The organism is Vibrio gallicus (assembly GCF_024346875.1).
Lineage (GTDB): Bacteria > Pseudomonadota > Gammaproteobacteria > Enterobacterales > Vibrionaceae > Vibrio > Vibrio gallicus.
This window is the reverse complement of the sequence record NZ_AP024871.1, coordinates 622,361-643,737: the sequence shown is the minus strand read 5'-3', so window position 1 is coordinate 643,737 and position 21,377 is coordinate 622,361. Positions and strand designations below refer to the sequence as shown.

Below are 21,377 nucleotides of genomic sequence, written 5' to 3'. Positions count from 1 at the left end.
TCAAAAAACTCAAAGCAATGCCTTATTTACCGCGCTCTAGTACTGCATCAACTAAGCCGTAATCTACTGCTTCTTGAGCTGTCATAAAGTTATCGCGATCAGTATCACGCTCGATAATCTCTAGTGGCTGACCCGTATGCTCAGCAAGCATCTTATTCAGCTTTTCTTTAGTATCAAGAATGTTTTGTGCATGGATCTGGATATCAGAAGCCTGACCTTGGTAACCGCCTAGTGGCTGGTGAATCATAACGCTAGAGTTAGGCAGAGCAAAACGTTTACCTTTTGCGCCACCAGCTAATAGGAATGATCCCATTGAACACGCTTGTCCCATACATACAGTGCTGATATCTGGTTTGATATATTGCATTGTATCATAGATAGACATACCAGCAGTGACGCTACCACCTGGTGAATTGATATACAGATAGATATCTTTTTCTGGGTTTTCTGACTCAAGGAACAGCAGCTGTGCTACTACCAAGTTCGCCATATTATCTTCAACCTGACCCGTCAAAAAGATAATGCGTTCCTTCAAAAGACGAGAATATATATCATAAGATCTCTCACCACGCGAAGACTGTTCCACTACCATAGGTACAAGTGCGTCTAAGATTGGTGACATTACATTTTTTTCTTGGTAGCTCATAAAGTTATATCCCTAAAAAATTAATGGCCCGGATGAAAATCTCATACGGACCATTATTAGTAGAAAAGCTATTTAAAAGTCAACCTTCTACTTGAACTCAACGCAATTAAGCTTGTTGTTGGTTCATAATTGCATCAAATGTCTCTTCTTTCTCAGTCACTTGAGCTTTAGCGATGATAGCGTCAATAGCTTGCTCTTCAAGAGCAACATTGCGCATGTTATTCATCATTTCTTCGTTACTTTCGTAGTAAGCGATAACTTCAGTTGGATCTTCGTAAGCTGTCGCCATTTCTGCGATAAGAGCTTTAACTTTCTCATCGTCAGCTTTTAGTTCTTCAGACTTGATTACTTCACCAAGTAGAAGACCAACAACTACGCGCTTGCGAGCTTGTTCTTCGAACAATTCACGAGGTAGTTGGTCAGCAGCTTCAACATTGCCACCGAAACGTTGTGCAGCTTGCTGGCGAAGTACACCGATTTCTTGCTCGATAAGTGCAGCAGGAACAGTGATTTCGTTAGCGTTTGCTAGGCCGTCAATCGCTTGCTCTTTGATACGAGCTTTGATTGCTTGCTTAAGTTCACGTTCCATGTTTTTACGAACTTCAGCTTTAAGTGCATCAACACCGCCTTCAGTTACACCAAACTTAGAAACGAACTCGTCAGTTAGCTCAGGAAGCTCACGAGCTTCAACTTTGTTCACTTTGATAAGGAACTTAGCTGCTTTACCTTTTAGATTCTCTGCGTGGTAGTCTTCAGGGAAGTTCACGTCAATTTCAAATTCCATACCCGCTGTTTTACCAGTGATACCGTCTTCAAAACCAGGAATCATACGGCCTTCGCCTAGTTCTAGTGGGAAGTTTTCAGCTTTTCCGCCTTCAAACTCTTCACCGTCAATAGAACCAGTAAAGTCGATAGTTGCGCGCATGCCTTCTTCAGCAGCAGCTTCAACTTCAGCCCAAGTAGCTTGTTGCTTGCGTAGCGTTTCAATCATTGCATCTACGTCAGCTTCTTTCACTTCAACTGCTGGTTTCTCAACAGAGATAGTTTCTAGACCAGAAAGCGCAATCTCAGGGAAAACTTCTAACGTTGCTGTGAATACTAGGTCTTGACCTTCAGCAGTTTCAACTGGTGCAAATGTTGGTGCACCTGCTGGGTTAATTTTTTCTTTTACGATAGATTCGATGTAGTGGCGTTGCATTACTTCACCCATAACATCGTTACGTACTGCTTGGCCGTACATTTTCGCTACCATTTTCAAAGGCACTTTGCCTTTACGGAAACCGTCGAAACGACGATTTTTAGCGATGTTACGTAGTTCAGCTGTTACTGCATCTTCGATGTTAGCGGCAGGAACAGTGATGGTTAGACGGCGTTCTAGACCCTCTAAAGTTTCAACAGTAGCTTGCATTTTTTATAAACCTCTACATAAGCTCAATTTATTTGAGCAAAGAGTCACAGCTAAAAAGGCTATGACCACATCCTAGTGTGTGCTTCAAAGAAGCAACGAAATATAAAAGAGTACCGTGATATTCAGTTTCTAAATATCGACGAATCATTCAGCGATATCTTACAAAGAAGGTATCTCCAATTGACCTCAGGGTATAATTTGACGCGACATTCTACCGATATCAGGCAGTCGTGTCGAGACAACATCCTAAGAGAGTCTCTCAATTTTCTGTTCAATTGAATGTTTAAATGGGGGGGAGGTGCCAATATTTCAACGCCTAGATTAAAAAATCTCATATTTACTATTAGAAAGTGATCTAGATCAAAAGCATTTAGCGATATAACACCTTGTTAAGGTTGTGCCTAAACTCGCACCAAGTCATGACAGCTCCGATAGCCTAATTTCTTTTCTATACTGAAGAGGTAGCATTAAAAGGATTTTATGTGAAGATAACCTCGGCAACTGAAACCTCTCTATTCACACTGGCTGTTGTCGCTTGTGCCGCTTTAGGGATCTACTTTATTGAGTTCTATCACCTTCAACGTCAACAGCAGCTCCAGACTTTGGTATCCCACCAAGCTCAGCAAAAAGCGGCTGAGGTCGCCTCACTGTTGACACTAGAAATTCAAAAAAAGGGATACTCGGCTTACACCTTGGCAAATGTTATTGCTAATGAGTCACAGATAACCAATGAACAACTCACTTTTCTTAGCCAAAACCTTCAGCAACATGACCCACATATCATGGGTTTACTCATTGCACCCAGTAATAATATTTCGTTTATTTATCCCGCAGACATCGCCAAACTCCCCCTTTTAAGTACCGTTTTAGACGATAATCAAACACTGCTGCGCAATATTGCTGACCTTCAATCCCACCCCAATATGCTAGCCACTGGTGCAATATATCAACACTCGCATCATCCTAGTCTCTATGTAGTAACGAGCGCTATCTATGAAGGGCCCAGTAGCCTTAGAAACTATATGGGTTACGTTATGCTATTGGTGGATATGGACGCACTACTAACAGATAGCCAATTTATTGATGAGCAGTATCTAATTACCGCCGTCAATCTCAATCGCCCGTCTCAATACCTTGGTATTCAAGGGGCAATTCATAACTCTATCGCCACTGCCAATATTGTCACTGATAATGTAAATTGGCGAGTCTACGTGGCAACAAATCCCGACTATACCCTTCCAAAATGGCCTTTATTCAACTCGGTAAGGCTAATCGGATATACCCTTCTTAGCGCACTACTGGTTGGGCTGTCGCTTATTATTTACCTTTACCTGCAAGCGCGACAGCGCTCAATGCAAGACGAATTGACAACACTTCCCAATCGACGTTATTTGGTATACACACTAAAAAATCTGGTAAGGAATGCTGGGTTAACCCACACTCAGTTTGCGGTAATTAATCTCGACCTCGATGGGTTTAAGGCTATCAATGATCAGCACGGCCATAGCAGTGGTGATTTACTCCTCAAACAAGTGGCAAATGTCTTGCGTAAAGCAGTACGTGCCAACGATGTCGTAGCACGAGTTGGAGGAGATGAATTTCTCATTATCGCATCGCGGATTAAGCACGAAAGCGAGGTGATAAGCCTTATTGATAACATTCAGCATAAAGTAGAAAGTGACCGCTACCATGTCAAAGGTGCGATGGTGAAGATCCAAATAAGCATTGGTTACAGCTTATTTAAAGACACACACACAACCTTCGATAACCTCTTATCTACAGCCGATATTAATATGTATAAAAACAAAGCCTTAAAGAAAAAACTTAGGCAACTTCGATACAAGGAACATCAGGCTATTGCCACCCTAGAGCGCAAGCCTCACGATTCTGATTCAGGTTCCTGATAGGTATTCATTATCTGTTCAATTTCACTGCGTAGCCCTAAGAATAGCTCTACTAGGGTTGGATCAAAATGATGCCCCTTTTGCTGCTGTAAAAACGTAAATGCCTCGTCTAAGCTCCAAGCTCTTTTATAAGGGCGCTGTGAGGTTAGTGCATCAAACACATCTGCTATTCCACAAATCCGACCGCTTAGCGGAATTTCCTCGCCACTTAAACCGTGAGGATAACCCGTTCCGTCCCACTTTTCGTGGTGAGTTTGCGCAACTGTTTTTGCCATTTGCATCAATCTAGAGCCACTGCAATCCCCTAAAATATCGACTCCAATCTGTACATGGTTGCGCATGATGGCCCACTCGTCGTCATCTAGCTTACCTTGTTTTAGCAAAATACCATCGGGGATACCTATCTTACCTAGGTCATGCATGGGCGCGACTTCACGCAGTACATCTGCATCTTCATCGCTAAAACCACAGGCTTTAGCCAAATGATAGGCATAGTTCGACATGCGCTTAACATGCAAGCCCGTTTCGTTATCCTTATATTCCGCCGCCCTACCCAAACGCTCTAGCAGCTCAAGTTTACTTTGATTGATTTCCTGTGTTTTCTCTTGAACTTGCAGATAAAGCGCCTGCTTTTGATTACTCAATTGAACCTGGGTTTGAATACGACGCTTTGCCACAGTCGGTACAATTGGTTTGGTAATATAATCAACAGCGCCTAATTCAAACCCTTTGATTTCATCTTGAGTTGTCATTCGTGCGGTAACAAATATTATCGGTATGTTCTGTGTTTTCTGCAGCAACTTCAGCTGCCGACACACCTCAAAGCCATCCATATCCGGCATCATAATATCGAGTAATATTAAGTCTGGTTTTGGGTCCAACTGCGCAAGTTTAAGGGCTATAGAGCCATTGGTGGCAACTCTAATCTGATACTGCTCTTTGAGTATCCCTGCCAACACATCGATATTTTCAGGTGTATCATCAGCAATCAGTAGTAAGGGTTTATCTTGATTCATCGCTATCATCCTTGAGCAATCTATTGTTGCCACGCCATTAATAACTCAGTCGCTTGTTCAAATTGATACGAGTTTAAGGCCTGTTCTATATTCGTTAATTGGGCGAGTGCATCTGTATCTGTAGTCAGTTGTTTTATATGCTGAATATGCTCAACTGCTCCTATGTCATAATTTTCCAATAGTTGCCGTAGAAGCTGTAGATCATCGTTCAGATCACACTGAGATAGTGTATCGGAGGTAGCAACTTGGACAGTAGGTTCAAGTGTTGTTGCATGCTGTGTTACATAGCTAGTGATTGCCTTGACGACTAAGCTATGTGCTTGATGGATAGTAGAGACATCTTGCATAGTAATAAGCTTGCTCTGCTGTTGAGCCTGCTGTTCATATCCCATACAAAGCTCAGCTAAAGCAGTTGCACCTATACTTGCCGCAACGCCTTTAAGGGTATGCAGTTCTCGTGCTACCAACTCGCACTCATCGCGCTGTACAGCGGCAGCGAGCACCTGTTGTCGAGAATCGCTATTGGCACTGAATTTTTTCAATAGCTTAAGATATAAAGCTAAATCATCCCCACAATTAAATAGCCCCAACTGCTTATCAAATATAACCTTATCGCTAGTAGTTGAATCCGATATAACGTGCTGATACTCCAATGCTGATTCATCCCCCACTATCTTAGTCATAATCTGCAATAAACGATTGATATCAATCGGTTTAGTAATAAAGTCGTTCATGCCAACCTCAGCCGCCCATTGTTGGTGCTCGACCATCACATTAGCTGTCATTGCAACGATGGGAGTGCTAGGATCAAACTCACGAATATATTGCGTAGCCTCATAGCCACTCAATACCGGCATTTGAATATCCATAAGGATCAATTGATAGTGGTGTTGCCGCGCTTTATCTATCGCCTGTTGGCCATTTTCTGCGATATCAATATCAACCCCATATGGCTGTAGCAGGCCAACAACTAACTCTTGATTAAACTCATTATCCTCAACCAATAGGATCTTTTGACCATGTAGCTTATTTATTACTTCACTATCTGACTTAGCAAAACCAGTACTAGCCGATTTACCACCACTAATCACTGAAATAAGATCAAATGGTAACCAAGGTCGTTGCAGTACTTGTATTCCTGCGCCAGTGGCAAACTCAGTTAATGTATCGCTTGTAGTGCATAGCACCAAGTCCGCCCGTGCATGAATATGAAGCAACTGCTGTTTACTTAGATGTGGCGTCAGCGCCGTATCAGAGACATAACAAACTGGTGTTTCCTCTACAGCCGTTAATTCATTGATTAGACTCTGCACATCGGTGAAAAATCGAGTATTTATTGCTGTGCCCTTAAGTGCCATCCCAAGCGCTTCTATGGCAAAAGCATCCGACTCAAGTAGCAGTACCGACCTATTCGACAAGCGCTCGAACTCAGGTTGCAGATCACTAAATAGATTACTGCGACTCGAGGCGACCTCCATTTCCACCTCAAAATGAAATACAGCCCCACTCCCCAACTCACTCTCAACCCAGATTTTGCCACCCATTAATTCGATGATCTGTTTACATATAGAGAGTCCAAGTCCCGTGCCACCGTATTCCCTGGTTGTAGACGCATCCGCTTGTTGAAAGGAGTTAAACAAGGAATCAATCTTATCTGGAGCGATACCAATCCCCGTATCTTTGACATAAAAATGGTACACGAAATGTGTATTGTCACAGCTCCGATACCGACCATCTATCCCCACAATAACATGCCCTTGATGGGTGAATTTTGTGGCGTTATTTCCTAAATTAATCAGCAATTGTGAAAGCCTTAGTTCATCACCAATCACCATTCTCGGCACGTCATTATCAATGCAGAAAAGAAATTCAAGCTTCTTCTCTGTTAACTTAAAGCTTAAGACATCAGCAATACTATGTAAGGTATCACGCAATGAAAAAGGCCTTTTTTCAAGCTCAAATTTGCCAGATTCTATTTTGGATATATCCAATATATCATTGATAATCAATAACAAAGATTGAGCAGATTGATGCACTTTCTCAATATAGTTGTACGCCTTAATCTCAAGTGATTGTTGTAGTGCTAAATGAGACATTCCGATAATGGCATTCATTGGGGTCCGGATTTCATGGCTCATATTGGCTAAGAAGTCACTTTTGGTTTGATTGGCAATATTGGCTTGCTGCATGGCAGTGGCTAACTCACTGTTGAGTTGCTTGATTTCCGATATATCGTAGCTCCAAAACAGTACTGCTGGCTTTTCCTCATACTCCATCTCAAAGTAACTACACAATGCTGTGAATCTTGCCCCTGCTAGCGTTTGAAATTCCACTTCCCTATCTATGACCTTACCTTGCTGCGATAACAATCGATAAATCTCAGTACGCTCACTGAGATCCATATACAAAAGCTTGGTTTTTATGCCATCTTGATCCTGATGTGATATTCCAAATTGCTGCTGGGCATGCTTATTGGTAAATTTCACTCTCCCTTGCTGCACTATCATCACCGCAATACTGGAGGTATTTAAGATATCAAATAGTTGATTTCGACTAGCAAGCGCTTCTTGCTCAGCCCTTATTGTCGCCGCAACCTGTTTTTTCAGCCTTAAATTGGAGATCAGAACAATGATGAGTACTAATAACGAAAAGCCAACGACTAACAACACTATGGTGTAATCGACTTTTTCGATCACCCGATTGGTCGCCCAATTGTTTATGATCTGCTGTTTCTTAGATGGGTTAATGACTCGGATAGCTTTAGTGATAATTGAGTTGAGCACCGGCTCATTTTTTAGAATATGAAAGGTTGGAGAAACGGTATTGCTCAGCCTATCTACAATAACTAGGTCTCGGTAGGCATGCTCGTTTAAGATGTAATTTGTCACATAGGTGGTATCGATATAAGCATCTAACTTTCTATCGTTTAATAAACTCAGTCCTTTTTCAGAGTTTTCTAGTTCAACCCAGTTAATATCAGGAAAGCCATCAAGTAGATTAGGGGTATTTGAGGCACCTTGCTGTACTCCAATACGCATACCAGACATGCTGCCAAGGCCTTGCCCATAATCTTGGTCAATATGCCCAACAATCGCCAATTGGTCGGTGAATATAGGCTGACTGGATGTATAATCGCCCCCTAAGCTCTTGTTCTCAATCGCCGCCGAGACCATATCTATTTTTCGCTGTCGTATAAGCTCAACGGTCTGTTGCCATGAATCGACTAGTACTGGCTCGAACTTGATATTAGTTATCGTGGTAAGCTCTTGCAGTATGTCAGCAATAATCCCTTTAAACTCACCGTCTTTAATCCCTTCATAAGGCAATGCAGCCGGATCAATACCCACCTTAATGACGGGATTCTCCGCTATCCAATTGAGTTCGTGTTGAGTAAAACTGGCCTCGGAAGTATTGGCACCAAAAAGCTGATAAATTTGTTTGATCTGATTAAAGTCACTGTCGCTAAGCGATTCGAAGACACTTAAAGGTGGCACATAGCTTTCATCAAATGCGGCGCCTAAACCTAAGGTTGAATACAAACGCAACGTCCCGATAGGTACAGCTTCAATACCAGAGCCTTGAACTAGATTACGCTGCAGATAGATCATTCCCTGACGACTGAAGCTATCCACTTGCTTAAGGTGGCCATTGTCAGATTCATAATTTAAAATCCGGCTTGTATTTCCAGCTCCGATACGAAGTGAAACCGCCTTAATCCATCGGTAAAACTAAACGCATCCAATACCTTATCTAACAGCTCTAACCTATCGACCTTAACCAGATAACTGATGATCTCAGTCATCAGTAAGCCACTTTGCGCTTTAGCTTGAAAATTGGATATCTCATACAGCTGTTCTAAGCGGCGATATTCAGAGCTTGTGATAAATCGATCTAGCTGCGCGTCAAATTTATCCCTTAGTAACCGATCTTTAAATGCCACCCTCAGCGGCACAGAAAATCGAGTTTGAAAGTCATGAGTTGCCTCTAGACCTAACTTGCCTTGTTGCTGATGTAGGTAGGTTTTATATTCCCGATAATCTACGATCAGATAATCAATCTGTTTATTTTTAATCGCCTGTACTGCGCTTTTTAGGTCAAAAAACTCTTGATCGACCGTATGCTCAAAGCGCTCTATAAACATATTTGAGGCTTCTTTGGCCACCAAATCAAACGTACCAACTACCGCCCCAACTCGTTTTTCAGCGATAATTTTAGCGGTTAGGTCATCGGTCAGCACTCTCTCACCCGAGCGAGAAATAATACGAAACTCTTGAGTTAAATAAGGCTTGGAATAAAACAGTTTTTGATTGGCTTTGTTATGGGTTGAGGCAGCTAACGGGGTTTGGGCGGCGATAAAATCAATACCTTGCATAGAAGATAAGTCGCTATAATTAGCCGCTTTTTCCGCGGCAACCATATGACCTATATCGTACCCCATTCCCTCAAACAGCTGCTGCAAAATTGAATACTCAAGTCCGACACCTGAATCAACCGTATAGGTATAAGGAATTCGGTTAAAGTACATAACCCCATTGAGTTGATTCTTAAATGGCGAATTATCGAACCAGTGCGCCAGAATACCGTTTTGAATATCGTAGGGCATAGCGGCTAAGGATTTGTTTAAGATAGAGTAAAGCAATGGTGACTGTTTAGAGACCGCCATCTGTAATCTCAATCCATACAAATCGGAGGTAGCTCTAAGTGGTACTACATTGTTCAGGTTAAGATCCCGAACTAGGCGTTGGACAGAAATCTTTTCTCCGACAAATGCGTCAACATCACCACGATTGAGCGCCCTCAATGCCAGCTGATCATTGGTATAATAATGCAGTGTCACTGGTAGCTTCTTCGCCTTAACATAGCGTTCAATTGCACTGCCTTTAATCACCGCCAGATTCTGGGGTTTATTAAGTGGGTCTGGAGAAGGGATATCAATCGCTTGCTGTACATTTACAAAGATATAATAGTGATAAGGCAAATATGGAACGGTATAGAGAACGTCTAAGTCTGAGCCTTTAAAGTCAAAAGTCATCGGATAAACATCAAACTCGCCCTTATCAAGGCCTGCATAGCCTTGAGTTAGCTCAGAAACCGGAATTTCGATAAAGTCGATTCCCGATGACTGCTCGATATAGCGCATGTAGTCCTTTACTATCCCTTTATATTCACCACTGTTGGTTCGATAGATATAGGGGTAATGATTATCAAAAACAGCAACCCGAACCTTATGGCCTTTATTCAACCACTGTTTTTCTGGCTCTGATAGCGTTATTGCCGCAATACACACTGGCGCAAAAAGGCCGAGTAAAAGTACGGTCAATCCGTGGATAAGCTGCTGTTTTATCACCTAAGCTCCATTGTGCTCTATAATTTCCCTCCTAAAGAAATATATACCGTTATTGTCTAATATGTTGATTAATATTGAATTAATTGCATATCTCTATCAAATTTTACGCAAAAAAAGCCGCCGGTTACAACACCGACGGTTTATGTCATCTAAATATTTGGATTAAGCGTTAGCTTCACGCTCAGTGATAAAGGCTAATGCAAGCTGAATACGAGCAATACAACGCTGTTTACCAATCAATGCCATAACCGCATCTACCGATGGAGATTGACCGCCACCAGTAACGGCTACGCGCAGTGGCATACCGATCTTACCCATACCGATCTCAAGCTCATCACACACAGCCTTGATGATATTGGTCTTAATGCTCTCGGTAGTCCAATCTTCCACAGCTTCAGCCTTGGCTAGTGCCAACTCTAATGGACCTCTAGCCACACCGCGCAGATGCTTCTTCGCCGCGCCCGCTTCAAACTCACTAAAATCTTCATAGAAATAACGAATCTGCTCAGCAAGCTCAACCAATGTATTGCAACGCTCACCAACAAGAGCAATCACATCAGTAATTGCCGGGCCGTTGTCTGTATTTAGGTTTTGCTGCTCTAAATGCCATTGCAGGTGTTTAGCAACATACTCAGGATTCGATGTTTTAATGTAGTGATTGTTAAGCCACAACAGTTTTTCAGTATTAAACGCTGATGCAGATTTTGAGATAGCTTCTAGGCTAAACAAATCAATCATCTCTTGCTCAGAGAAAATCTCCTGATCGCCATGTGACCAACCTAGACGGACTAGGTAATTGTTTAGTGCATTTGGCAGATAACCTTCATCGCGATACTGCATAACAGATACAGCGCCATGGCGTTTAGAAAGCTTAGCGCCATCATCACCTAGGATCATCGCACAGTGCGCAAACTGCGGTACAGGGGCATTCAATGCTTTATAGATATTGATCTGACGAGGCGTATTGTTGATATGGTCTTCACCACGTACAACCTGAGTAATCCCCATATCCCAATCATCAACTACTACTACAAAGTTGTAGGTCGGTGCGCCATCTGTACGACGAATAATAAGGTCATCTAGCTGGTCATTACCAATTTCGATACGGCCACGGATTTGATCATCAAATACCACGCTACCCTGTTTAGGGTTACGGAAGCGAACCACATAGTCATCCCCTTCTTTGGCATTTGCATTTGCAGCAACTACCTTAGGGTGATTAGCATCGTAGCGAGGCATTTCTTTGTCAGCTTCTTGCTGAGCACGAATTTCATCTAACAGCTCTTTTGATGCGTAGCATTTATAAGCCTTATCTTCTGCTAGTAGCTGTTCAATGCACTCGTTGTAACGGTCAAAGCGCTTAGATTGAAAGTACGGACCCTCATCCCAATTCAAACCCATCCACTGCATACCTTCAAGGATAGCGTCTACAGCTTGTTGAGAGTTGCGCTCTAAGTCGGTGTCTTCGATACGTAGTACAAATTCACCACCTTGGCTTTTAGCACATAACCAAGAATACAGTGCTGTACGTGCACCACCTACATGTAGATAACCCGTTGGGCTTGGGGCAAAACGCGTTTTTACCGTCATTTAGAATACCTTTTTTCTGTATCGAAACGCTGTATAGCGTAAATTTGTGGCTATTTTAGCATTCAAGCACAAATGTACAACGCTGACAGCGATAAGAAGATATATAGACAGTCGGTATTCCAATTTCAGCTTGCCTACCTTCCGCCTTTTAGAGGTGACTTTGACTAAAAATGCAGATAAACATTCCGATATCAGGAAGGTTGAGGCTCACGTATACTTAACAAAAACAATATTGGTGACATTGACTATGCCTCAACTTACTGGCCATATAAGAAAAATGACCTCAGCCCTCATTGAAGGGCAAGTACACTACCAACTGCCCCTTGATAATGAATCGATTGACCTTATGCCGTTGATCGGAAAAAAACTAACGCTTACCCATACAGGCAATATCCATTGTCAATCGTGTGGTAAAAAGACTAAGAAAAGCTACGCTCAGGGCTACTGTTACCCATGTATGAGTAAACTGGCACAGTGTGACATGTGTATCATGAAGCCAGAAACTTGCCACTATGCCCAAGGCACGTGTCGTGAGCCTCAATGGGGAGAAGAAAACTGCTTTGTCCCACATTATGTTTATTTAGCCAATACCACAGCGATAAAAGTCGGTATCACTCGCCACACACAGCTCCCAACTCGCTGGATAGATCAAGGAGCAAATCAAGCGCTTCCCATCTTTAAGGTCGCTTCTCGCTTACAATCTGGATTGGTTGAAACCGCGTTAGCAGAATTTATCTCAGATAAAACCAATTGGCGTAACATGCTTAAAGGCAAAGCAGACAACATAGACCTTAAACAAAGGGCGGATGAGTTAATTCCTCATATAGAGAAAAAGCTAGCAGAACTGCAATTAAAATTCGGTGAGGATGCTATCCAACGCCTTGAGCAAGATGTGGTTGAAATCGATTACCCAGTGACCGAATACCCAACCAAAATAACGTCACTGAACTTTGATAAAAACCCTGAGATATCAGGCACCTTGTTAGGTATTAAGGGGCAATATTTGTATTTTGATTGCGGGGTAATCAATATGCGAAAATTTACCTCTTATGAAGTGATTGCAGAGTATTAAAAACAAACTAGCGAGCAGGTAATTTAATTCAGCTCGGCTAATCTAAAAACTAATGCTTTTGATATATTTAGTGAGCAAACAAGACAATAATGCCCAATATAAAAACATCAGATATGACGCAGAATTTATAGGTAAGGTTACGGATAATAGCCTTCGCTATCACTAAATATGTATCTTTCGTAGCCTAGCTTCATCTGCTCAGCGATCAATGCCTCTTCAGGGAGTCCACTGCACTGACCCTTGTATCTATTGCCCCACGTTCCGTACTCGTACGCTTGAACTGGGCTACAAAACTTCTGTTTACCTTGTTTAAAGCCAGTAAGGTATTCGGTGTACTCACCCTCTTTCACCATATCAAGATCAAAGCGTTGCTCTAAATTGGCAGTGGTTTGCATCGGCAAGCCTTTAGCGCCTTGCTTATACCCAATTTCTTGCCAAGAAGAGTTAGATGGCGTCGCTGCACACGCTGTCAATAGACTGGCAAATACAGCCGTTAATAGTAATCTCATAAGTTCCTCTCTCAATCACCAAAGTGATGTCTACCCATTGACCACCCTCTATACGGTAGAAAGAGAAACTGCAGATTAAATTTCAGACGAGAAAGAACTTTTTCTATTTAAGATTCTGCATCGCCCATTGCATGAACTGCTGTTGCTCATCTCGAGAAAGGTTAGAGAACTGAGCCTTAATACCCTCAGACACCTCAACGCCATCAGTGGTTGGTGCTACAGAAACCGCAGCTGCCGCCGTTGCTGAAGCTGTGCCGCTTTTAACTAATTTATTATACGAAACCACTTGTTTTTCGTAGTCGTTGAAGCCTTGAAAACCACTTTTTGGTAACACCACTAATTCAAAGTCTACTGGCTCACCCGAACCATCAGTCAAAGTAAACTCTGGAGATTTATCAAACTTATTGGCTTCTTCCATTGTTCGCATCTTTTTGTAAGATAACTGGTAACTGTCTTCATCGTCAGCTTTAAATGTCATCAACATCAGGCTTGAATCAAACTTACGACGTTTCGCGTCTTCAAATACTATTTGACCCACAGTTACGCCAATTTGGTTACTACCTTCAGCGATTTTTATTTGGTCAATATCGGTAAAGATACCGTTATCGACCGCTTTATTATTAACGACCTGAGGAACTATCTCAGTTTGAAAAGAAAGCAAGCTGTCAGCAAATGCGCTAGAGCTGATTAAAAGGCCAGTCACCAAGGCTAAACAAGACTTTTTCATAAAAATAATTCCTATAAATTTAAATACAAAAAGGGCGCGAGGCGCCCTTATTAAATTGACTGAATTAGAAGTAGTATTCAACACCTACTGAGAATTCCATGAAGTCTTCAGACTTCCAACGAAGGTCCGTAGTATCCGTTGCAACAACTTTATCACCAAAGTCTAGAGTACGTGCACGTGCATACAGAACCGCTGATGGGTCAACAAAGTACAGAACCTGACCAGAGATTACGTTATCGTCTGAGTTGTCGATAGTTTGTCCATCACGCTCAAGCTCGAAGTTCATTGCATACGCTAGCTTATACTGCCAATCACCCGTGGTGTAGATAAGACCTGTAGACATAGCGCCTTGTGATTCATCAATGCCAGTGTCTGTTGATGCTTCCATGTGCTTGTACTGAGCGAAGAATGAAATACCATTCTCAAACCATGCTTGAATGCCAGCTAGGTAAGTATCGTTCGTCCACACTGCACCTTCAGATTTGAACTTATCATTTCGCTCATACGCTAGGTCAAATTGGAAAGGTCCCACGTTGTAGTGCGCAGCACCGCCAAACCAGTAATCGTCACCTGCACCGAGCGCAGCCTCATCACCCGCACCTGCCGCTAGATCAAAAGATAACGCATCAAAATATTTTGGAGTATCCCAGCGAATGGTGTTTGATTGACGGTCTTGGTATTTTGCACCACCAATTGAACCACCCCAGTCGTATACATCACCCAAACCAGGGTTAGATGCTGGCCAATCAATCAGCTCGTAAATAGGAGTCAAAACACGACCTAAACGAACCTGACCCATGCCTTCACTTTCAAAACCAACGAAGGTATCACGCTCACCAAGACCTGCACCTGAACCACCAAAGCTCGGATCTACATAACCACCTTCAATTTGCCACAAGAATGTTGGACCAAAGTTCTTGAATTGCTTCTTGCCACGAAAACCAATACGGGATTCGTTGTTCAACTGCATGCCACTTAAGTTGTCGTCTGTAGCTGAATCACCACTATCGTAGTCACGGTATGCTGCTTGCAAAGCGATGATGCCGTAAACCTCATATGAAAAATCACTCTTTGTTAAGAAATTTTCTGCGGCATTCTCACCTTGGATACCCGCAGCTAGTGCTGCACCACTTAGAGAAAGACTGGATAACGCGACCGCTACTAAAGACTTTTTGAACAGAGACATGAAGGAACTCCTTGTTTTGTTTTTAAAATTATTTATTTGGGGTAATCAGCACTTCCGGTGCCGTTTTAGTTTGTACAAACTGATTCTTGCAGATTTTTTCAGTCGCGAAATAAGTATATGGAATTTATTTGACCAAGCTCACTCCCACAAAAACACAAAGACAATTAACCCAATAATTTCAATAACTTACGATACGTCAAAATTGTCAAAATCAATGATAGCCTTAAAATCGACTCACCCTTAATTTAATTCGAAGCTCAAATAACAAGGAAAACTTGAAGTTCATCACACTACTTTTAGATTTGAGTTTATAGAAGTTCAAAACAATTCTAAAAAATGTGATCTGAGTTAAAGTAAGGTGATTAAAAGGCTTAAAAAGAGGGGGCAACCACTTCTCGTTAAATTTTATTTTAACGGGAATTTGGTCAAACCAAGCGACTGAAATTATACACAGTCAAAAATAGACTTATTTCTATTCGAAAAATATGAGAAAAAAGGAATCAACGTGATTTATTATAAATAGCTACAAAGGGCAGAGCTCTAGATCGCATGAGAGATTGCAAGGCATCGCGCAGAGTAAGACGTAGCACCGCTCCCGATTGTAGGGTCATATGTAAGAAACAGATGCCATGCTCATAGGGGGCGTGCTAAATTCTGTGTAATTGGTCAAATCTAATTCATTGAAGCAACGCTTTATTATCAAGAGTCTAGTAAGGATACAAGTTACACTACTGCAATTTGTTACAGCCTCCATAATAAACATACCTTCCAAGTACTCTGTAGATCGGATAGAAAATTAGGCTTCTAGCTATATCTCCCCCTTACCTAGATGTTATGTATATCAGACTTCCTATGATTTCCTTTAACCTAGTCGTTAGCCCAACAACGCACTTGTCATTCAGATTATCTTGTGTCGGGAGCATGCACTCTAACCTGACGGACTTTCTCGCTTAACTGAGCATACAAAAAAAGCCAGCTTTAACAGCTGGCTTAAATTTAGCTACAGATCATGAATTATTGAAGCTTAGTGACTCGGCTAAATAGCTCACCACCAGCAGAGCGTGAACGAATCCACACCTCACCCGTTACCTTTGGTTTATTGCTATCGTCATAGTCTAACCATGTTTCACCATCCACAGAATATTGCAGTGCAACACCAGGGAACTGAATGTTCATTGCCAACTCACCTTGTTTGACCATCGCACCTGGTACAGGTAGACGATAATCTATGCCTGCTTTTTCTAACTTCGGTAGTTCACGTTGGCCTAGAACGTTGGCAAAACGTGTCCAGTCAGCAAGTAACTGCTGTTTATTTACCAAATTACTTTGTTGAGAATATTCAACGCCAACCTTGTATGGGTTTTCCCAATCTGCAGTGTGCCAAGCACGCTCTGCCGCCGCTAATACACGCGGATAAACCATATATTCAAACTGCTCGTCGGTACGTACTGTTTCAGACCAAAGCTGCGCCGACAATCCATAGAAAGGCTGAGCCTCAACTTCACCTTTACCTGCAAAGCCATTGCCGTCACGGTCAACGGATGTTTCTGCATTTTGTGGTAGGTTTTCTGGAGCAAATCCAAACATCTTGCGCGTATCAGTGGCGCGGGTTGCCCAGTAGTAGCCACGCTCATTTGGATCTACCTCATAAGGCATATCCATGTACACATAATCTGGGTTAGAAACAATTACATCATAGCCCTGGTTTGCCCAATTATAAGCTGAGTTCGTCCCCCCCCAATACAGTACGTCCCAGAAGTTGACTCGAGTATTTTCTGTAGCAAAAGCCTCCTCACCGTCACTGTATTTTAAGCCGTCCTGCCACGCTTGGAATGACGGAATACCTTTATCTGAGACAATCTTAGACACCTGCTCTGCAAAGTGACTTGGCAAGTGAGCAAAGTCATCCACCTCTCCACTATCAATCAATGTTTGACACTGAGGCGAACGAGCAAAAGGTTTATCTTGTTTTGAAAGGTCTATATTGCCTTTCCAGCCCACCTTTTCTTTGGCCTCTATGTCTTGGAAACCAGCCCCAAGCTTGATGTTTTTCGCTTCATCCCCACCAAAGTGCCATGTTGTCAGTGGCGTTCCGGCTTCTTGGTGCATCATCGCAACTTCACTAATTACCTTATCCACAAAGCGCGTTGATGACTCTAAACAAGGGTTAATAAAGCTGCGTTTATCATAGAACTGAACCGTTGTGACATTGGACGTATCTTGAGGGTCCATTAAGCGATATTCATTTGCCTGTTGCTCTTTACCTTCATTCATTAGTTTGGTGTAACGAGCTTCCATCGATACCACAGCAGCTCTGGCGTGTGCCGGCATATCGATCTCTGGGATCACTTCAATATTGCGAGCATCTGCATAGCGTAATATCTCAACGTAATCTTTTTTACTAAAGTAACCTGAACCAAAATTATCCGTGGTAGAGCCTGAACCTAGCTGAGGAAGTAAGCAGCTTCGCTCACTCAAATCAAAGCAGCGATTCGAGCCTATATCGGTTAATTCAGGAAGACCTGGGATCTCGAGTCGCCACCCTTCATCATCGGTCAAATGCAGATGCAGTTTATTGAGTTTATAGGCCGCCATTTGATCGATAGTAGCCAGTATTGCCTGTTTAGAATGGAAGTTACGTGCAACATCAACCATTACGCCACGGTATTGAAAACGCGGTGCGTCTTTAATATCTAACACAGGTAGCGTAGTGGCAGCATCACTGTCAATCAGACCAAACACTGACTGCATAGCATAGAAAGCACCCGCGCTATCAAACGCCTTAATACTCACTTTATCAGCTGTGACGCTTAGCTCATAAGCACCTGATTTAGAAAGTGATTCAGGAAGTGCTTTAGGTTCAATGCTAACCTCTAGTGGTGTTGAACCATCTAGGGTTACACCAATTAGGTTGGCACGTTGTAGAAGCGCAGCTTGCTGTTCATCGCTAAATGGCGAGTTATCGAGTTTGAATCCGCCAGAGATATCTAAGGTCCCCTCCCCAACTTCAGTCATCATAGGCGCGGGGATAAGAGCCGAAGCAATATCTTGCTCAACAACATCTGAGTTTTTCTCATAGCGTGATTTAGCCGTTGCCATGATGTTATTGTCGCTTGGAGTTCGCTTAATATTGTCGCCTTCTAGTCCAGAAACAAACCCAGTTAAGTCTGCGCCATCTAAAGAGATAATCTGTTTAGGCTCTGCACCTTCTGCACTCACAAATGCACCAGGGAAGAAATCTGTATCAAACAGTTGCCAGTATTCACCGATAAAATCAAAGTCGATGGTTTCACCAGCAGCAAAACCTTTAAATTTGTCAGTCGGTTCTAGCTTATGTAGGTCACCAGTTATGCGGGTTATAGTGAATTGATCGCTGTCTACTTCTAAAATCAAGCGCACACTGTGGAAGTATATAGCCCAATCTCTTGAGTCAATCGCTGCGCCGTCATTGGTCAAGGTTATCTTAACCTTGTTACAAGACGCCCACTCTGCTTCTAGGTTTTGGCAGTTGATCCCATCATTGGCACCATGATTGGTAAGTACTTGATATGAAATATCTAAATTCTTTGCTAATGCATCGACTGTGGTCTGATTGGTATTCGAAGTGGTAGTACAACCGGCTAATACTGCGATAACCGATGTTGCGATTAAACTCTGCTTTAACATGTCTACATCCTAGTAATTGACTATTCTTTCAACACATTACTCAGGGTTAATTTTCGATGCAAAATTAGATCTAAAAACTACGATGTATGACACAATTTGCTGAGCAACCAAGTTAAACCACTATGCTTTGCTATTAAATTATGGTTGCTAGGTATTGAGGTAGATCGCCTCACGGCAACAAGTTAGGTATGATAACCATTTACTCGCATGTTAATTACCATGACAAATAAAGAATCCCTACGCCAGTCACTGCTCAACATATTAAATACGCAACGTCAGACTGCATTAGAGGCGGCAAATAGTGCCCATGATGCCGCGACACATGAACAAAGTGTGGCAGAAACACAATATGACACTGTGGGGCTAGAAGCGGCTTACCTTGCTCATGGTCAATCACAGCGGGTTGCCGATTGCGATGCCACCATAAATACACTCACTGCACTCACCTTGCATCAGTTTGATAAAGACGATGAAATCGCATTGGGAGCTCTAGTAAGCTTGCGTAACGATATTAAGAAATATTGGTTCTTACCTGTTTGCGGTGGCATAAAGCTAGATTCAGGGAATATCGTAGTTATCACCCCGCACTCTCCCTTAGGCGAAAAACTCGATGGTGCTGAACTGCACGAAGTACTTGATGATGGTAGGGTTATTATTGCTATCGAATAACGACATTCATGTATCAAGATGACGTTAAAATGGGATAACATTTAAGGAACATTATGCTTTATACCATTGCCAAGGCTAGGTTATCAGACGCTGCCGCTATCAATTTGCTTTCATCTCATCTCGGATATACACCACTTTCAAGCCAAGATGCAATCAAAAAACTGAGTGCGTTATTAGCATCCCCTACAGATGAAATCTATGTGGCTAAGATTGAACAAAAAATCGTAGGTTGGCTACACCTATTCTATGCTCGGCGATTAGCATCACCTGATTTCTACGAAATTGGCGGGTTAGTTGTCACCCCTCAGTATCGCAAGCAAGGAATTGGACGAGCATTAGTCGAACATGCACTCAAATCACATCCTGAAAAATGCCGCGTCAGATGCAATACTCTAAGGGTAGAAACCCATCAGCTTTATGAAGGCATCGATTTCAAAGACAGTAAACTACAACGGGTATTTGAACGACACGCGTAACACAGCGCGAGTGTTGCTAAAAACAGAAAAGGCTTCTTGCACTGTATTAACAGTGTGGATTTACTGTGTTTCTAAATTTAAAAAGGTTTAGAAACGACAAAAGCCCGTCATTTCTGACGGGCTTTCTAAATAATGGTCGGTGAAGAGGGATTCGAACCCCCGACCCTCTGGTCCCAAACCAGATGCGCTACCAAGCTGCGCTATTCACCGAGTCTCTAAACAGGTTGCCCTGTCGAGAACGCGTATATTACGGATATTTATTAATGACGCAAGGGATAATGATAAAAAAAACCAACAAAATAGCTTACATGCTCATAAATCAAGCTTGAGAGTTCAAAAGATAAACACCACACCCCCGATTATGGATAATTCACGGTCGCCAGCAACAAACTTGACCACTTATTGAGTTTGCTAATTAGCTCGACTGTCGCGCAAGGCACCTTTTATCACACAACGGCTATTGCATGCCAACAGCCTAGATTCTTTTATGCTGATTAAAACGAGTTGAATGCACAATTGTTAAAGAGTCAGGTATAATCTGACTATTACCGACTCAAACTCAGCGACGCTTTAATTATGTCTCAAGAATTTGATGATGAATTCTCTTTCCAAGCCTTGATGGGAGATGTTAAACCTCTCCAACAAGATACTGCACTTCATAAAAAGTCCTATGAGGTCGATCCCAATCACCTGCTTAGGCGAAAAGCAGCAGTTAGCTTAGAAGAGGAATTACCCGAATACCTAACCTTAGATAATGCACCAATGTTAAAGCCTGATGATATTATCGGATTTAAGAAAAGTGGTGTTCAAGATGGGGTTTTCCGTAAACTTCGATTAGGCAAGTACCCACTACAAGCCAAGCTCGACCTACATCGAAAATCTCTTTCTCAAGCTCGTGATGAGATTGTACATTTTCTAAAGCAGAGTCTGCGCTTAGAAGCCCGAACACTGTTGCTGGTACATGGAAAGGGCCACAACTCAAACCCACCAGCATTAATGAAAAGCTACGTGGCATTTTGGTTGCAGCAAATTGATGAGGTTTTGTGCGTACATTCGGCCCAACCATTTCACGGTGGTTCAGGTGCGGTCTATATTATGCTTAAGAAAAGCCCAGATAAAAAACTAGAGAATCGAGAGCGCCACCAAAAGCGTCTCGGTTAA

15 protein-coding genes and 1 tRNA gene are annotated in these 21,377 nt (G+C 42.3%); 5 read left to right on the top strand and 11 right to left on the bottom strand.

Going from position 1 to position 21,377, the window contains the following annotated elements:
* Window positions 1–22: 22 nt before the first annotated feature.
* Both clpP and tig read right to left on the bottom strand, forming a co-directional pair.
* Window positions 23–646 carry an ATP-dependent Clp endopeptidase proteolytic subunit ClpP gene (gene clpP / locus OCU28_RS03095; protein ID WP_261816887.1) on the bottom strand — a complete coding sequence of 208 codons (624 nt, stop codon included), beginning with the start codon at window positions 644–646 and terminating at the stop codon, window positions 23–25.
* A 106-nt stretch (window positions 647–752) separates the two neighbouring features.
* Window positions 753–2,054, bottom strand: coding sequence for a trigger factor (gene tig, locus OCU28_RS03090; RefSeq protein WP_261816886.1), 1,302 nt, complete (start codon window positions 2,052–2,054; stop codon window positions 753–755).
* A 482-nt stretch (window positions 2,055–2,536) separates the two neighbouring features.
* Between tig and OCU28_RS03085 the strand changes: the two genes are divergently transcribed.
* Window positions 2,537–3,958, top strand: coding sequence for a GGDEF domain-containing protein (locus OCU28_RS03085; RefSeq protein WP_261816885.1), 1,422 nt, complete (start codon window positions 2,537–2,539; stop codon window positions 3,956–3,958).
* On the opposite strand, the gene OCU28_RS03080 is transcribed toward OCU28_RS03085, so the two are convergent.
* The 4 genes from OCU28_RS03080 to gltX all read right to left on the bottom strand — a co-directional run bounded on the left by OCU28_RS03080 (window position 3,934) and on the right by gltX (window position 11,911).
* A complete protein-coding gene (locus OCU28_RS03080; RefSeq protein WP_261816884.1) occupies window positions 3,934–4,974 on the bottom strand; it encodes an HD-GYP domain-containing protein in 1,041 nt (346 codons plus the stop codon). The two genes, OCU28_RS03085 and OCU28_RS03080, sit on opposite strands and share 25 nt — an antisense overlap.
* 20 nt (window positions 4,975–4,994) lie before the next feature.
* On the bottom strand, window positions 4,995–8,606 hold the full coding sequence (locus OCU28_RS03075) for a response regulator (RefSeq protein ID WP_261816883.1): 3,612 nt from the start codon (window positions 8,604–8,606) through the stop codon (window positions 4,995–4,997).
* 32 nt (window positions 8,607–8,638) lie between these two features.
* Complete coding sequence (locus OCU28_RS03070; RefSeq protein WP_261816882.1) at window positions 8,639–10,321, bottom strand: transporter substrate-binding domain-containing protein; 1,683 nt, start codon at window positions 10,319–10,321, stop codon at window positions 8,639–8,641.
* 162 nt (window positions 10,322–10,483) lie between these two features.
* Window positions 10,484–11,911 carry a glutamate--tRNA ligase gene (gene gltX, locus OCU28_RS03065; RefSeq protein ID WP_261816881.1) on the bottom strand — a complete coding sequence of 476 codons (1,428 nt, stop codon included), beginning with the start codon at window positions 11,909–11,911 and terminating at the stop codon, window positions 10,484–10,486.
* A gap of 247 nt (window positions 11,912–12,158) precedes the next feature.
* On the opposite strand from gltX, the gene OCU28_RS03060 reads away from it, so the two are divergent.
* A complete protein-coding gene (locus OCU28_RS03060) occupies window positions 12,159–12,983 on the top strand; it encodes a DUF2797 domain-containing protein (protein ID WP_261816880.1) in 825 nt (274 codons plus the stop codon).
* 137 nt (window positions 12,984–13,120) lie between these two features.
* Here the strand turns inward: OCU28_RS03060 and OCU28_RS03055 are convergent, their stop codons facing one another.
* The 4 genes from OCU28_RS03055 to OCU28_RS03040 form a co-directional block, all read right to left on the bottom strand.
* Complete coding sequence (locus OCU28_RS03055) at window positions 13,121–13,492, bottom strand: DUF2799 domain-containing protein (RefSeq protein WP_261816879.1); 372 nt, start codon at window positions 13,490–13,492, stop codon at window positions 13,121–13,123.
* 103 nt (window positions 13,493–13,595) lie between these two features.
* Window positions 13,596–14,219, bottom strand: a complete 624-nt coding sequence (locus OCU28_RS03050) for a YccT family protein (RefSeq protein WP_261816878.1) — start codon at window positions 14,217–14,219, stop codon at window positions 13,596–13,598.
* Window positions 14,220–14,283: 64 nt separating this feature from the next.
* Window positions 14,284–15,405: a porin gene (locus OCU28_RS03045; RefSeq protein ID WP_017027451.1), complete on the bottom strand. Its 1,122-nt coding sequence runs from the start codon at window positions 15,403–15,405 to the stop codon at window positions 14,284–14,286.
* A gap of 1,014 nt (window positions 15,406–16,419) precedes the next feature.
* The gene (locus OCU28_RS03040; RefSeq protein ID WP_261816877.1) at window positions 16,420–19,071 is read right to left on the bottom strand and encodes a beta-N-acetylhexosaminidase; all 2,652 of its coding nucleotides are present in this window, start codon (window positions 19,069–19,071) and stop codon (window positions 16,420–16,422) included.
* A gap of 219 nt (window positions 19,072–19,290) precedes the next feature.
* Here OCU28_RS03040 and OCU28_RS03035 point away from each other — a divergent pair, with 219 nt between their 5' ends.
* On the top strand, window positions 19,291–19,740 hold the full coding sequence (locus OCU28_RS03035; protein WP_261816876.1) for a hypothetical protein: 450 nt from the start codon (window positions 19,291–19,293) through the stop codon (window positions 19,738–19,740).
* A 53-nt stretch (window positions 19,741–19,793) separates the two neighbouring features.
* The gene (locus OCU28_RS03030) at window positions 19,794–20,216 is read left to right on the top strand and encodes a GNAT family N-acetyltransferase (RefSeq protein WP_261816875.1); all 423 of its coding nucleotides are present in this window, start codon (window positions 19,794–19,796) and stop codon (window positions 20,214–20,216) included.
* Between the two features lie 133 nt (window positions 20,217–20,349).
* On the opposite strand, the gene OCU28_RS03025 is transcribed toward OCU28_RS03030, so the two are convergent.
* Window positions 20,350–20,426: transfer RNA gene (locus OCU28_RS03025), tRNA-Pro, on the bottom strand.
* 366 nt (window positions 20,427–20,792) lie between these two features.
* On the opposite strand from OCU28_RS03025, the gene smrA reads away from it, so the two are divergent.
* A complete protein-coding gene (gene smrA, locus OCU28_RS03020; protein WP_261816874.1) occupies window positions 20,793–21,377 on the top strand; it encodes a DNA endonuclease SmrA in 585 nt (194 codons plus the stop codon).

What these genes read in the sequence shown, in the direction of transcription:
- OCU28_RS03060 (WP_261816880.1), top strand. Translation starts at nt 12,159, where the DNA reads ATGCCTCAACTTACTGGCCATATAAGAAAAATGACCTCAGCCCTCATT.
- tig (WP_261816886.1), bottom strand. Translation starts at nt 2,054, where the DNA reads ATGCAAGCTACTGTTGAAACTTTAGAGGGTCTAGAACGCCGTCTAACC.
- clpP (WP_261816887.1), bottom strand. Translation starts at nt 646, where the DNA reads ATGAGCTACCAAGAAAAAAATGTAATGTCACCAATCTTAGACGCACTT.
- gltX (WP_261816881.1), bottom strand. Translation starts at nt 11,911, where the DNA reads ATGACGGTAAAAACGCGTTTTGCCCCAAGCCCAACGGGTTATCTACAT.
- smrA (WP_261816874.1), top strand. Translation starts at nt 20,793, where the DNA reads ATGTCTCAAGAATTTGATGATGAATTCTCTTTCCAAGCCTTGATGGGA.
- OCU28_RS03080 (WP_261816884.1), bottom strand. Translation starts at nt 4,974, where the DNA reads ATGAATCAAGATAAACCCTTACTACTGATTGCTGATGATACACCTGAA.
- OCU28_RS03055 (WP_261816879.1), bottom strand. Translation starts at nt 13,492, where the DNA reads ATGAGATTACTATTAACGGCTGTATTTGCCAGTCTATTGACAGCGTGT.
- OCU28_RS03040 (WP_261816877.1), bottom strand. Translation starts at nt 19,071, where the DNA reads ATGTTAAAGCAGAGTTTAATCGCAACATCGGTTATCGCAGTATTAGCC.
- OCU28_RS03045 (WP_017027451.1), bottom strand. Translation starts at nt 15,405, where the DNA reads ATGTCTCTGTTCAAAAAGTCTTTAGTAGCGGTCGCGTTATCCAGTCTT.
- OCU28_RS03030 (WP_261816875.1), top strand. Translation starts at nt 19,794, where the DNA reads ATGCTTTATACCATTGCCAAGGCTAGGTTATCAGACGCTGCCGCTATC.
- OCU28_RS03050 (WP_261816878.1), bottom strand. Translation starts at nt 14,219, where the DNA reads ATGAAAAAGTCTTGTTTAGCCTTGGTGACTGGCCTTTTAATCAGCTCT.
- OCU28_RS03035 (WP_261816876.1), top strand. Translation starts at nt 19,291, where the DNA reads ATGACAAATAAAGAATCCCTACGCCAGTCACTGCTCAACATATTAAAT.